Genomic DNA, 13,159 nt, shown 5'->3' on the forward strand with positions numbered 1-13,159 from the left:
CTTAGATCTAAAGTTGGTTGATCCAGCCTTACTGGATTTATACAAAGTTTGCTCGTTGGGAAAACATAGATTAAGCGCTCCTAAAAAACCTACCAAACACTCAAAAATGGCCAGGAGATTTTATTGCCAGCCCTTTTTAATCGAAAGTTAAGAAATTTTATTTTTGTATAATCTCAATCTTGTATCCATCTGGATCTGTTACGAAAAAGTACTTATCTGAATTATCGGTTAAGCCTCTGAGCTCTGAAACTTCATATCCTTTTTTGCTTAACTCTTCCCTAAAAGATTTGATATCTGGGTGAGATATTGCTATATGTCCGTAGCCATCTCCTAGGTCATAGGCTTCTTCTTGGTCATAATTGTAGGTTAATTCCAATTCATAGTCGGGAGATTGAGGAAGTTTTAGGTATACAAGGTCGAATTTTTTCTCTGGAAATTCCTTCCTTCTACTTTCAACAAAGCCCAACTCTTCTGTATAAAACTTATAAGACTTATCAAGGTCCTTAACTCTAATCATTGTGTGTAAAAATTTCATATATCCTCCTAATCTATTTATAACCAAAAGCTATTTTATTATTCTCTTAGCTTATCCTATAGGCACTTTAACGACAGATATATTAAGTATTTTAAAAAAGATAAATCTGGCAATTATCAAATAAAGAAACCCTATCTAAGCCCATACTTGTATATGTACAACAGTGGAATATGAAGCTGTCAAATCTCAAAACAACCAACACTAGAACCAATTCTAAAATCCTTAGATAGAGCAATAAAAATAACAAACAAAAGCAAATAAGAAAGAATAAAAGGGAAATTAGTATATTTATCAGCAGTAGAATACAAAAAGAAGAATGCAGCACAAAAATTTCCCATCCCTAAGGGTGAGAATGAACAAGGAAATAGCAGAGTAAGCTTTAGTACTAACTCTGCTATTAGGTCCAACTTTATGGGGTCATCTTATTGCTAGGCTTATCAGTTCTATCTATCAGATTAATTTTCCATAAGCGAATTTATTTCTCTCTCCATCCAATTAGAGTCTTTAAATACTGCCCTGCCTACTCCTACTAGATCACATACATTTCTCTTTAGGATATCTTCGATATCCTTGCCAGCCTTGACCCCACCTGTTAGTATTACTGGTATGTCAACCTCATCATAGATAGGTTTTGATAGATAGTCGAAGAATCCTGGGTAGTCATCATCGGAAAAGTATAGGCACATGCCACCCGATATATCAAGGACATCTACACCTCTCTTTTCAAAGGCTTTTGCTGCATAGACTGCATCTTTTTGTGATAGGCCAGCTTCTTTACCATCTCCTACTCCTAGTCTTAGAAATATTGGATAGTCTTCTCCTACTTTTTCTCTGACTTTTTTGATGATTTCTAGGTGGATTTTGATTCGTCCTTTGATGTCCCCGCCATATTCGTCTTCTCTTTTGTTAGTAAGTGGGGATAGGAATTGGTTTAATAGGTATCCATGGGCGGAGTGGATTTCTACTCCGTCAAAGCCTGCTTCTTTGACCCTAAGTGCTGCATCAGCAAACTTATCTTCTATGTCCTTAATCTCATCTATTGTAAGTTCTCTTGGAAGTTCTACCTGCTTTTGGGATGGGTTTTTGATTTCTGATGGACCGACTGGACTTTGACCTATTAGATCTTTCCTTGCTGAAGAGCCTGCATGGTTAATTTGCACTACTGCTAGTGAGCCATTGCCTTTAATGACTTTGGCAAGCTTTTTTAGGCCCTCTATGGATGTATCATCTGCTATGGATACTTGCCTCTCGCTTGCTTGGCCAAGGGAATCTATGAAGTTGTGCTCTACTATCACTAGAGAAAATAGCCCGTGGGATGTTTTCTCCTCGTAGTAGTCGAGTATTTCTTTTGAGATGTGACCATTTTCATCAGCCTTGGAACTTGCCATTGGTGGCATGATAATCCTATTTTTAAAGTTTATATTTTTCGCTTTTAATTCTTCAAACATTTTCATATATACCTCTAATTTTACCTGTCAGTGTAGTCTACATTTGGGAAAGCTTCTATCTTGTAGGTTGGGAAGTGATTTTTTACATCGCTTACTACTTCTTCTAGAACTTCTAGCCTATCTTCTGCATCTAGGCTTATTATTACATCAAATCTGATTTCCTTGTCGCTTTCATCTACATATAGGCCATGAATGCCGTTGATGTGCTGGTGGGAAAATACTATTTCTTTTATTTGGTCTTTGATGCTTGTAATGTGGCGGTTTTGGGCGTTGATTGGATAGACGCCTACAGCTGTGAGCATTATTTGGTGCTTATAGTAAACCTCAAGTTGTATGTCTCTGATGATTTCGTCTAGTTCTTCTGCCGTATGAGTTTCTGGAACTCCTATGTCAATTGAGCCATTCCAATCATTGGGACCGTAATTGTTGAGTACAAGAGCGCTTGCTCCCTCTACACCTGGGAAATTTTCTACTGTTTTGATTACTTCTTGGGCAAGCTCTGGGTCTATTTTCTCTCCTAAAAGTTGCGATATGGTTTTGCTTAACATATCTATGGCAGATTTTATAATGATAATAGATATGATAGCTCCCAAGTATGCTTCTAGGGAAATATCAAACAAGACAAAAATTCCTGCAGCTAGGAGAATTGACAGTGATACTATAGAGTCAAGTTTGGCATCCTCGCCCGAGTTTATGAGAGAGTCAGACTTGACCTGATCACCTACCTTTAGGAAATAGTGGGCTATGGCAAGTTTTACTATGACAGATAGGCTAACTATGATAATACTCATGATGCTATATGATGGTTCTATGGGGTTAAATATTTTCTTTACTGCCTCCACCAGGGATGTTATACCTACATACAAGATGATTACTGATATCACCATAGCGGATAGGTATTCTATCCTACCATAGCCATGAGCTGAACCCGTAAACACGGAATAATTTAATAATATTTTAAGCGGAATGTAATCTATATTCAATAGGTGACATTCCGTTTAATTTTGTCTTTATCCTGTCTTCGTTGTACCATTTTATATATTTATCTATTTCTTTTCTTAATTGTTCATAATTCTTAAATTCTACACCATAGTACATTTCTTGTTTGAGTATACCAAAGAAGTTCTCCATTGGTGAATTGTCTAGACAATTCCCTTTTCTTGACATGCTTTGCTTTATGTTTAGCTTCTTAAGCTTGTTAGACCACGAACTATGTTGGTAATGAAATCCCTGATCTGAGTGTATTACTAGATCTTTTGTATCTTTAAATTTATTAATTGCTTTATTTAACATTCTGTTTGTTAGTTTAATTGTTGGATGATTACTTAGTGTATAGCTAATTATCTCGCTGTTATATACATCAAGGATTGGTGATAGGTAAAGTCTTTGCTCATGTCCTTTGATTCTAAATTCTGTTACATCTGTTAACCATAGCTGGTTAGGTTTTTTAGCTTTAAAGTTACGGTTTACTATATTAGGAGCTACTTTACCTACTTGTCCTTTGTATGATGAGTATTTTCTTGATCTAGTTTTAAATTTAGTACATAAGAGTCCTTCTTGTCTCATTATTCTTAATACTCTTTTATGATTTACTATTAAACCTTTATTTCTTAAGACTTTACATACTCTTCTGTATCCGTATCTACCTTTACTTGCTTTAACTATCGACTTGATATCTTCTCTGACTTTCTTATCTTTATCTACTGGATTTTCTAATTTAATCTTCCATTCATAGTATGAAGATTTAGGGATTTTAGCTACTTTTATCCATTCACTTGCTTTAGTTTCAGGGTATTCTTTAAGAAGATTAAGTATTATCTTTGTTTTTTCCTTGCTTCTGCTTCCTCTTCCAGTAGCAAGGCTTGAAACTTTTTTTCGAATAGTATTTGCATTTTTAGATATTTGTTTTCTTCTCTAAGCCTGATTAATTCTTCTCTTTCAGATTCAGCGATTGGTTTATCATTCTTTGATTTCTTATCTGCTTTAGGCATATCTTTCTTAGGCCTTCCTCTGTTATCTTCTAGCCCAGATAAACCACGTTCTCGATATGCTTTCTCCCATCCATATACCATGGACCCATTTACAAGATTGAAGTGCTTGGCGGTTTCTCTAAGCGAAGTATTATTGATTTGCCTATATTGTATTACAGATAACTTGAATTCACTAGTATATTTATTGTTATTTTGTTTTTTATTTAAGTTATCAAAACCTCCTGAATTGTATTTGTTAATCCAATTTTTCATTGTTGCATTAGGAATCTTATATTTTTTAGCAATCATTTTTTGACCACCATACTCTCCTGATAAGTATTCTGATACTAGCTTAATTTTAAATTCTTTTGTATATTTTGGCATGAAAAAACCCCTCCATCCGTATTCCGGATTTTGGGGTGCAGCTCACCAAAGGGGTGCTTGTTGTCAGCTTCTTTTCCAGCAAGTTTTGTTCCTACAATGGTTATGACAGAACTTCCTGCATCAGACAAGTTGTTTACTGCATCTACTAGTATAGCTATGGAATTTGATTTCATACCTATAAATACTTTAAATATTGCAAGGACTGCATTGCCAATAATACCAAAAATACTGGTTTTAATAATTTTGTTTTCTCGTTCTTTTTCTAATTCATCTAATTTCTTAAAATCTTCAAATCTTTTCAATTTAACTACTTTCTATATATCTTATAATTCTTACTCATTAACAAATCTATCTATTTTTGCAAATAATACTATTCCTAACTTATCTCATCTTCTAAGTATCTTTGTCTAAGATTAATAACTTTTCGTTCAATCTCACTTATAGTTTCTTTAAAGAAATCATCTGACTTTCCTGTAGGATCTTCCAAGCCCCAATCTTCTTTGTATTTACTTTTTATATGTGGGCAGCTTACATTGCAGCCCATAGTGATTACTATGTCGACCTCTGGGATATCGTCAATAAGTTTTGAGTATTGGTCTTTCGCCATATCTATATCATAAATATCTTTCATCAGCCTAAGGGCATCTGGGTTTAGATTGTCATTTTCTATATTGCCAGCTGAATAACTTTCAAATACATCGCCAGCATATTTTTTGCTCAAAGCCTCGGCTATCTGGCTTCTACAGCTATTATGAACACAAATATAAGCCACTTTTACTTTTTCCATACAATCCCCCGTTTTTTGCTTTAAGAATATTATACTGTTTTGCTGTGATTAAAATAATGCACAAAAAATAAGCCTATCGCTAGGCTTATAAGTTTTACTTCTCGTAGTTTATGTTGAGGGCTTCTAAGGTGTCGCCGTGGAGTTTTTCTTTTAGGTTTTTGTCTTCGTCTACGAAAAATGAGTAAAGGAGGTCTACCATTACTGATAAAGGGAATTGGGGGCTTATAACGTTGCCGTAGTTTAGGTGTTTGAGTGATGGGACTAGGACTATTTCGTCGCAGTAGTCTTTTACTTTGTCCCTATTTTGTGAAGTTATTAGGACCGTTTTGGCCTTTTTCTTGTGGGCTTCTTTTAGAAAATGTAGAACTTCTTCTGTCTCGCCACTTATGCTAAGGCCAATGATTAGACTATTGGCTGTGTGAAATACTGCTCGCATTTTCATCTGGTCTGTGTCTGTGATGGAGTCAATGTTTACCCCTATCCTCATGAACCTAAGTTCCATCTCGTTTGCTGCAAGGCCTGATGATCCCTTGCCGCACACGAAGACTTTTTCGCTACTATTAAAATAGTCTATGACTCTTTTGATCTGATTTTCGTCTATCAAGGAATAGCTTTTGTTTAGGAGTTCTTGGTAGGTTGTTAGAACTTTGCTTACGTTTTGGGTGATGACTTCTTGTTTTACTACAAAATTTTGCTTATACTCGTAGATAAATTCCCTATAGCCTCTAAATCCACACTTTTGGGCAAATCTTGATAGGGAGGCTTCGGATACAAAGAGTTTTTCTGCCAATTTTTTGGCAGCAAAGTCTCCCTTTTTGTTATTGTGGATGAAAAAATCAGCTATATTTTTTTCTACTGGGGTGAAGTTTTCATAATTTGATTCTATATTTTCAATAACTGATTTTGTACGGTAGTCTATGGCAGGCCTCCTTACTTGTTTTCTTTTTTGTAGTTATAAAAGGCACCGAGCATGCCTGCTGAGTTTTGATGTTGGGCAAATTTGAGGGTGATTTGCTCATAGATTGGCTCTGCTAGATTTTCTCTAAGTTTGCCATCTATTATGTCATATAGGTAGTCTTCCTGGGCCATAATACCGCCCCCTAGGATTACTGTATCTGGGTTTAGGACATAGGAGATGTTAGCTATACCTATGGCTAGAGCTTGGCACATTTCATCTATTGCCTTGATGCATATAGGATCGGACTTCTTGGCTAGTTCAAAGATTTTTTTACCATCCCAATCTTCAACACTCTCATTTTTTTCTCTAGCTACATTTTCTACTAGACTTTTAGCAGAGCCTAGGGATTGGAGAGTGCCATTTTCTATTTTCATATAGCCTACTTCTAGGGCAGAGCCTGATACTCCTTGGTAGACCTCACCATTTATTACAGCACAGCCACCAATGCCAGTTCCTATGGTTAGGATGAGAGCAATCTTGCTATCCTTGCCTGCTCCTGATGTGTATTCGGCAAGGCCTGCACATTTGACGTCGTTTTCTACTGAAGAGTTAAGGCCAAATTTTTCCTTGATTGGTTTTTTGAAGTTGATGCCTGTGTAGTCAGGTATGAGCTTTGATGCATAGCGGATAGACCCATTTTCCCTGTCGACCATGCCGGCTGTGGATATGACTACACCCTCTATATCTTGATTTTCTGTGTAGTTTTCTATGATTTTTAGGACCTTTTTTAGAATCTCTGGTCCACCTTTTTGGGCCTGGGTTGGTATTTCGTGGTTTTCAATTATGGTCCCGTCTTCGCTTATTAGACCGTATTTAATGAAAGTTCCACCTATGTCTATGCTTATGTATTTTTTCAAGTCTCTCTCCTTGTTTTTATAATTGACAAAAAGGCAGATAAATCTGCCCCCTGTCAAATTTTTATTTTAAATATGGCCTTTTTAATCTTCTCTGGCCCGCAAGCTTCTAGGCCTGTCATATGTCCATCGTCTGGATAGCATATGAGAAAATCACCCTCTTCTAATACTAAAGAAGTCTTGCTTTCTCCTTCTATAGGCAAGAAGTCGTCTTCCTTCACATAAGCTCCTGGCTTCATATTTTCTATGAAGTTTAGGTCGATTCTTTCTCTTCCTTTTAGGATTATGTGCAAGTCTAGGTAGTCCTTGTGGGCTTCCCAGAATCTATTCTCTGGATTTGTAGTTTCATATTCTACTATATTTACAAATAGTTTATCATCTTTTATGTCGTGGCGTCCAGGCTCATATGATTTTAAATCATTGGCCTTGGCGTAGGCAAAGCATTCTTTGATTTTTTCTTCTAGAAAATTATATTCGTCCAAGTTTGTAATATTTCCAAATATCATATTACACTTCCTTATATACTGTTGAATTTGCTGGTGGAGTGAATTTCACCTTTTTAACCTTGTTGTAGATGACAGATCCTATAAGGCCTACGACCAATGATACTGCTATTGATATCATTGAGTATGACCAGAATGATACTTTGGCTGGGTCAACAAAGTATTTGATATATACCATCACACATGAAGCTACTATGAAAGCAAGGCTTGCACCAAATTTGTTGGCAACTTTTGTAAAGGCTCCTAGGATAAATATTCCAACCAAGATTCCTAAAACTAGTCCCATAAATCCGTTGAACCATTCGTAAGCTGATTTGACTCCACCATGAGCTAGTAGAATTGATACTACTATGGCAAATATACCTACCACTAGTGAAACTCTTTGGCCTATCTTGGTTTGTTTTTCAAAGGTCATGTCTTTTTTGTTAAAAGTTGATTGGATGTCTAGGGCCCAGCTTGATGCAACTGAGTTTAGTCCTGTTGATAGGGTTGATTGGCTGGCTGCATATATGGCTGCTAGTAGGATACCTGTAACTCCTACTGGAAGTTCGTAAGCTATCCAAGATGCAAAGATTTGGTCTTGTTGGGCACTTGGTGGTAGAGGATTGCCTTGGCTTTGGTAAAAGACATATAGTCCTGTTCCTATTAGGTAAAACACAGTAGCTATGAACAAGGATAAGCATCCATTTGTTATCATCATTTTTCTAAGTTGTTTGGAGTCATTTGTTGTTGTAAATCTTTGTACTATATCTTGGCTTGATACATAAGATCCTATGGTATTGATACCAGCTCCTACTATTAGTAAAAACACGCTATCTTTTAGGATATTTGGATCAAAGATTGGTTGGTCAACTGCCAAAAACTTGTTGTTGGTAAATAATTCGTAGTTGATTGCACCAAGGCCACCATCTATATTGCTTACAAGATAGATTAGTCCAAAAGTTACACCTATTAGAAGAACCGAGCCTTGGATGAAGTCTGTCCATAGAACTGATTTTAGTCCACCTGTATATGAATATATTATAGCTATAACGCCCATGATTATAATCAATAGGTCTACACTGATGCCCATAAGTTCTGATAGAACCATACAAGGTAGATACATGATAATAGACATTCTACCGATTTGATAGATTATAAACATTATCGCCCCTAGAACTCTGAGGCCCTTGGATTGGTATCTGATTTCTAGGTATTGGTAAGCTGTATCTATGTCTAGTTTGCTGTAGATAGGTAGGAAATATTTTATAGTAAATGGTATAGCTATAAGCATTCCTAGCTGAGCAAACCACATTATCCAAGTGCCAGCATAAGAGTTACCTGCAAGTGATAGGAATGATATTGGGCTTAGTAGGGTAGCAAAGATAGAAACTGATGTTACCCACCATGGGATTGATCCATCACCTCTGAAGTATTCCTTGCCCTTCATTTCCTTTTTGGAAAAGTGAAGACCAGCAAAGAGAACTGCTCCAAGATATGCTATAAGTATGATTAAGTCAATAGTTGTAAAACCCTGCATATGATATCTCCTTATACAATGTATTTCTCACGAGCTTTATTAATCATGGCAGCTGCTTCTTTGACTATAGCTTGGTCTGATTCTATAAGTCCGGCTAAAGGTTTTCTTACAGAGCCCAGTTCTAGGCCTTCATTTTCTTTAAGTATAGCTTTTATAACTGCATACATATTGCCATGGCCTGATACCATCTTGTAGATGATAGCGTTGATGTCATATTGCATCTTGCGTGCTTCTTCTAAGTTGCCATTTATTAGGTGTTCGTTCATCTTTAGGAATAAATCAGGCATAGCTCCATATGTTCCACCGATTGCACCTTCTGCACCGATTAAGCGACCTGATATAAATTGTTCATCTGGACCGTTGAAGATAATATAGTCTTCGCCGGCATCTTGTTTGAACATTTGTATGTCTTGAACTGGCATAGATGAGTTTTTCACACCTATTACATTAGGATTCTTTCTCATTTCTGCAAATAGGCTTGGTGTAAGTGCAACACCTGCTAGTTGTGGGATGTTGTAGATTACAAAATCTGTGTTTGGAGCAGCTGATGAAATGTCGTTCCAATATTCTGCTATAGCATATTCTGGAAGTCTAAAATATATTGGAGGTATAGCTGCTATGGCATCTACTCCAAGACTTTCTGCATGAGCTGCAAGTTCCATAGAATCTTTTGTGTTGTTGCAAGCTACGTGAGCTATAACTGTTAATTTGCCCTTAGCTTCTTCCATGACATTTTCTAAAACGATTTTCTTATCTTCAACACTTTGGTAGATACATTCTCCAGAAGAACCGTTAACATATACTCCCTTAACACCTTTTTCGATAAAGTATTTGGTAAGATTTCTCACTCTTTCTGGGCTGATGTTGCCTTCTTCATCATAGCAAGCATAAAATGCTGGAATTACTCCCTTGTATTTGTCTAAATTTCTCATATTGTCCTCTCCTATATAATTATTCTGCTAATTTATCAACGAAATTTTTTGTAATAACTTGTGGTCTAGTTATTATTGAGCCAACAACTACACTATAAGCACCTAGGTCTATAACCCTCTTTGCCTTTTCTGGTGTATTGATATTGCCCTCAGCAATGACTCTTGCGTTTACATTTTTGATGATCTCTCTAAGAATAGCAAAATCATCTTCCTCGATCTTATCTCCCCTAGATTGGTCTGTATATCCAACCAAGGTTGTGCCAACAAAATCAAAACCAAGTTCATCTGCATGGATAGCTTCTTCGACAGTAGAACAATCAGCCATCAGCAATTGGTCCGGATATTTGTCTCTGATTTCCTTATAAAAATCATCAAGGCTAAGTTCATTTGGTCTAAGGTCTCCTGTAGCGTCTAGGGCTATGATATCTACATTTGTTGGTATAAGTTCCTCAACTTCAGCCATAGTTGGTGTTATGTATACTTTCGAATCGTCATAGTCTCTTTTAACTATGCCTATAATTGGAAGATCCACTTCTTTTTGGATTTCTCTAATATCTTCGCTAGTATTCGCTCTGATGCCACTTGCCCCACCTACTTTGGCAGCCCTTGCCATCCTTCCCATAATAAATGAAGAATGCAAAGGTTCATCAGCCAAGGCTTGGCAAGAAACAATGAGCTTACCCTTCAAAGATTCAATTTTTTTACTATCGCTCATTCCTTCCTCCTCATTTAAGGCAATTATATACCGTCTTGAATATAATTTCAATTTACTTGCCACATTCAGAAATTACTTTCAATAAAAGGCAAAACAAGATAACATTTTCCCGTTTTCCCTAAGTTTTTAGTGAAAGTGAATTCAGGAAAACAGGAAAATGATATGACCTTATTTTGCTACAAACAAAAAAAGCTGATAAGGCAGAATTAATTGCCTAACAGCTTTATTGTATTAATTTTCACACACAAACAAAAAATGGTTGCTTGCTGATAATAAATTTTCATTTTTTGAGTGGCTTTGGTGCCAAGATAAGTATGTGGAGAAGCTTTCTTCTGACATTTGGTTTATTTTATCTGCTAAAATTTCAGAAAATCCATCGCTTGCTATTCTTTCTATTATTTTTAAGTTCTCTTTTTCTAGCATTTTTGTGCATTCATCTAAGGTGAAATATATGAATGGAGTGTTTTTAACCCTCAATTTTCCTTGGTCAAAAAGATTTGTTGACATGAAATTTGGATTATATTTAGTTTCTGTCATTGGGATCATATCGTGATTTATAAATGCTATTAAGATATGACCACCTTCCTTACAAACTCTTTTGGCCTCTTTTAGGGTAAATTGTCTATCTTTTTCATTTGATAGGTGATACATTGGACCAAAAAGTAATACTAAGTCAAAGTAATTACTAGCTAGATCACCCATATCCATGGATGACTTTTTGTAAGCTTTGATATTTTTTATATTTCTTTGAGAAATCTTTTCATCTAATTTTGAAAAATTAGCACTAGATGGCTCATATGATACAACTTCATCGACTTTTTCTGCTAGATAAATGCTGTATACACCTGTTGCCGCCCCAACGTCTAGAACTTTTGTTTTGCTACTTATAAGTTTATCAATTTCATTGATTGTTGTTATTTTTTCTACTGATCCAGCCTTACTTTCCAGTCTTTTTTCTTCGTCAAAAATTTTGTATAGTTCATCATTTCTTTTAAAATCATCGGTAATTTTTAAAATATCATTTATGTCCATTTCCTATTCCCCATCCAAAACTGTATCCGAAAATACTATCAGAGTATCTAAGCCCGTTGAGTTATATAGGGATAGGAAGCCGTATTCTACTTGATAAACTTCTCTATTTTCCTTATATCTCCTGTCTGGGCTGCCGTCTTTGTTGGTATGCTCATAGGTTTTGCCAAGTACTGTGGCATCTTTTGCTGGGGTTTGGTCTTCTAGGAAGATCATTTTGCCTAGGTTGATGTCTATGTCTTTGAAGTTTAAGGCATTTACCTTGCTACCCTCTTTTATTACTATAGAATCTGGCAAGAAAATAAATTTGCTAGTTGTGGCATCTAGAGTAAAGGTCTCTGCATTTGTTTCTATCTCGTCGTTGCCCTTGTAGTAGATTATTGGCATGCGAGATAGGATTTTCATATCTGCGCCAGTTTCTTCCTTTAGTTCTTCTGCTTCTGTGACTAGCCAGACCTCATCTGATTCCATAATTCCTTCTAGGAGTTTGTTGGTTTGGCTTAGTTCTTTTGCTGCCTCATCGGTGAAGTCGTAGTCTATTTTTATGGTGTCATTATTTTTGCTATATAGGCCAAAGACTAGTCCTAGGGCTGATATGATCAAAAATAATGGGTTTACTATTGCAAGCCCTATTCCTGCTAGAACTAATATCCCAGCAATAATCTTGTTGGTCTTGTTCTGCTTTTTGGCTGCTACTAGCTCTCCCATATCTCCTGATCTGATATTGCCTATATCATTAGTAAAATTCTTGGAATTATTGCTTACATCCTCTCTTTTCTTGCTAGTTGTGGCTTTTTGGGCCTTGGTATTATTAAAAGGGTTTTTGAATTCCTTTTGGTAGGAAACCCCCGTGCCTGGTATATAGGCTGTTCCACGTATGTTGCCCTTGGCAGTTCTTGTAAGCCTAAAGCCCTTGCCACCCCAAGAAAATCCTGGCCCTGATTTGCTCATATTTACTCTAAAACCCTTGCCTAGGTTTATACTTTTTCTATATCTAAATCCCATATCATTCTCCTTTGTAATATTATACCAAAGAAAAGATTTTTTATTAACATTAAATATAATTAACTTGACTTTTAAAATAATCAAGTATAATATTCTTACAAGTTAACATTATTTAAACTCATTTTAAGAAAGGAGTTTTTATGAATAAATTAAATACAATCAGAACATCCATTCCTGCTTTTATGAAAGCTCTATTTAACAAAAATACACCTGCCAGCGCAAAAATCGCCGTACTAGCAGCAATACTATACGCAGTAATGCCAGCAGATTTGGTAGCTGACGTTGTTCCATTCCTAGGCTGGTTTGACGATGCAATTGTAATGGCTATTTTGTTTACAATTGCAGGCAAAATGATTCCAGATACTGTTATGGATGAGAAAAAAGACGAAATAGAAGATATTAATTACCAAGAAATGGATTAAAAATTTCCAGGCTTTGCCTGGATTTTTTTTGTACTAAAAAACCCAAGCATCTATTAAAATCATTTTCCAAACAAGGGCTAGATAAGTCGTCTTGACTA

16 protein-coding genes are annotated in these 13,159 nt (G+C 36.0%); 1 reads left to right on the forward strand and 15 read right to left on the reverse strand.

What is annotated here, in order from left to right; genetic code table 11:
- Positions 1-157: 157 nt before the first annotated feature.
- The 15 genes from QNH69_RS02365 to QNH69_RS02435 form a co-directional block, all read right to left on the reverse strand.
- Positions 158-535 (reverse strand): VOC family protein, encoded by a 378-nt coding sequence (locus tag QNH69_RS02365; protein WP_282929017.1) that lies wholly within the window; start codon positions 533-535, stop codon positions 158-160.
- A 455-nt stretch (positions 536-990) separates the two neighbouring features.
- Complete coding sequence (locus QNH69_RS02370) at positions 991-1,989, reverse strand: NADH:flavin oxidoreductase (RefSeq protein WP_282929018.1); 999 nt, start codon at positions 1,987-1,989, stop codon at positions 991-993.
- 14 nt (positions 1,990-2,003) lie between these two features.
- Positions 2,004-2,966, reverse strand: coding sequence for a cation diffusion facilitator family transporter (locus QNH69_RS02375; protein ID WP_282929019.1), 963 nt, complete (start codon positions 2,964-2,966; stop codon positions 2,004-2,006).
- Positions 2,941-3,885 (reverse strand): IS3 family transposase, encoded by a 945-nt coding sequence (locus QNH69_RS02380; RefSeq protein ID WP_349252252.1) that lies wholly within the window; start codon positions 3,883-3,885, stop codon positions 2,941-2,943. Before QNH69_RS02380 ends, QNH69_RS02375 begins: the two co-directional genes overlap by 26 nt.
- Positions 3,798-4,337 carry a helix-turn-helix domain-containing protein gene (locus QNH69_RS02385; protein ID WP_282929020.1) on the reverse strand — a complete coding sequence of 180 codons (540 nt, stop codon included), beginning with the start codon at positions 4,335-4,337 and terminating at the stop codon, positions 3,798-3,800. The genes QNH69_RS02380 and QNH69_RS02385 overlap by 88 nt, the downstream gene beginning before the upstream one ends.
- Positions 4,301-4,639, reverse strand: coding sequence for a cation transporter (locus QNH69_RS02390; protein WP_282929021.1), 339 nt, complete (start codon positions 4,637-4,639; stop codon positions 4,301-4,303). Before QNH69_RS02390 ends, QNH69_RS02385 begins: the two co-directional genes overlap by 37 nt.
- Positions 4,640-4,713: 74 nt before the next feature.
- Positions 4,714-5,124: an arsenate reductase ArsC gene (locus tag QNH69_RS02395; RefSeq protein ID WP_282929022.1), complete on the reverse strand. Its 411-nt coding sequence runs from the start codon at positions 5,122-5,124 to the stop codon at positions 4,714-4,716.
- Positions 5,125-5,218: 94 nt separating this feature from the next.
- On the reverse strand, positions 5,219-6,043 hold the full coding sequence (locus QNH69_RS02400; protein WP_282930183.1) for a MurR/RpiR family transcriptional regulator: 825 nt from the start codon (positions 6,041-6,043) through the stop codon (positions 5,219-5,221).
- An 11-nt stretch (positions 6,044-6,054) separates the two neighbouring features.
- A complete protein-coding gene (locus tag QNH69_RS02405; RefSeq protein WP_282929023.1) occupies positions 6,055-6,939 on the reverse strand; it encodes an ROK family protein in 885 nt (294 codons plus the stop codon).
- A gap of 53 nt (positions 6,940-6,992) precedes the next feature.
- Positions 6,993-7,442 carry a YhcH/YjgK/YiaL family protein gene (locus QNH69_RS02410; RefSeq protein ID WP_282929024.1) on the reverse strand — a complete coding sequence of 150 codons (450 nt, stop codon included), beginning with the start codon at positions 7,440-7,442 and terminating at the stop codon, positions 6,993-6,995.
- Between the two features lies 1 nt (position 7,443).
- Positions 7,444-8,958 (reverse strand): sodium:solute symporter, encoded by a 1,515-nt coding sequence (locus tag QNH69_RS02415; RefSeq protein ID WP_282929025.1) that lies wholly within the window; start codon positions 8,956-8,958, stop codon positions 7,444-7,446.
- An 11-nt stretch (positions 8,959-8,969) separates the two neighbouring features.
- Complete coding sequence (locus QNH69_RS02420; protein ID WP_282929026.1) at positions 8,970-9,890, reverse strand: dihydrodipicolinate synthase family protein; 921 nt, start codon at positions 9,888-9,890, stop codon at positions 8,970-8,972.
- Positions 9,891-9,909: 19 nt separating this feature from the next.
- Entirely contained in the window at positions 9,910-10,605 is a 696-nt protein-coding gene (locus tag QNH69_RS02425) for an N-acetylmannosamine-6-phosphate 2-epimerase (RefSeq protein WP_282929027.1), read from the reverse strand.
- Positions 10,606-10,836: 231 nt separating this feature from the next.
- The gene (locus QNH69_RS02430) at positions 10,837-11,637 is read right to left on the reverse strand and encodes a methyltransferase domain-containing protein (protein WP_282929028.1); all 801 of its coding nucleotides are present in this window, start codon (positions 11,635-11,637) and stop codon (positions 10,837-10,839) included.
- 3 nt (positions 11,638-11,640) lie between these two features.
- A complete protein-coding gene (locus tag QNH69_RS02435; protein WP_282929029.1) occupies positions 11,641-12,639 on the reverse strand; it encodes a DUF4236 domain-containing protein in 999 nt (332 codons plus the stop codon).
- A gap of 140 nt (positions 12,640-12,779) precedes the next feature.
- On the opposite strand from QNH69_RS02435, the gene QNH69_RS02440 reads away from it, so the two are divergent.
- Positions 12,780-13,061, forward strand: coding sequence for a DUF1232 domain-containing protein (locus QNH69_RS02440; RefSeq protein ID WP_044567102.1), 282 nt, complete (start codon positions 12,780-12,782; stop codon positions 13,059-13,061).
- Positions 13,062-13,159: the final 98 nt, after the last annotated feature.

This window comes from Anaerococcus sp. Marseille-Q7828, from assembly GCF_949769285.1.
Lineage (GTDB): Bacteria > Bacillota > Clostridia > Tissierellales > Peptoniphilaceae > Anaerococcus.

Excerpts from the sequence above, each read along its gene's own strand:
- QNH69_RS02365 (WP_282929017.1), bottom strand. The coding sequence starts at position 535 with ATGAAATTTTTACACACAATGATTAGAGTTAAGGACCTTGATAAGTCT.
- QNH69_RS02370 (WP_282929018.1), bottom strand. The coding sequence starts at position 1,989 with ATGAAAATGTTTGAAGAATTAAAAGCGAAAAATATAAACTTTAAAAAT.
- QNH69_RS02385 (WP_282929020.1), bottom strand. The coding sequence starts at position 4,337 with ATGCCAAAATATACAAAAGAATTTAAAATTAAGCTAGTATCAGAATAC.
- QNH69_RS02395 (WP_282929022.1), bottom strand. The coding sequence starts at position 5,124 with ATGGAAAAAGTAAAAGTGGCTTATATTTGTGTTCATAATAGCTGTAGA.
- QNH69_RS02410 (WP_282929024.1), bottom strand. The coding sequence starts at position 7,442 with ATGATATTTGGAAATATTACAAACTTGGACGAATATAATTTTCTAGAA.
- QNH69_RS02415 (WP_282929025.1), bottom strand. The coding sequence starts at position 8,958 with ATGCAGGGTTTTACAACTATTGACTTAATCATACTTATAGCATATCTT.
- QNH69_RS02420 (WP_282929026.1), bottom strand. The coding sequence starts at position 9,890 with ATGAGAAATTTAGACAAATACAAGGGAGTAATTCCAGCATTTTATGCT.
- QNH69_RS02425 (WP_282929027.1), bottom strand. The coding sequence starts at position 10,605 with ATGAGCGATAGTAAAAAAATTGAATCTTTGAAGGGTAAGCTCATTGTT.
- QNH69_RS02430 (WP_282929028.1), bottom strand. The coding sequence starts at position 11,637 with ATGGACATAAATGATATTTTAAAAATTACCGATGATTTTAAAAGAAAT.
- QNH69_RS02435 (WP_282929029.1), bottom strand. The coding sequence starts at position 12,639 with ATGGGATTTAGATATAGAAAAAGTATAAACCTAGGCAAGGGTTTTAGA.
- QNH69_RS02440 (WP_044567102.1), top strand. The coding sequence starts at position 12,780 with ATGAATAAATTAAATACAATCAGAACATCCATTCCTGCTTTTATGAAA.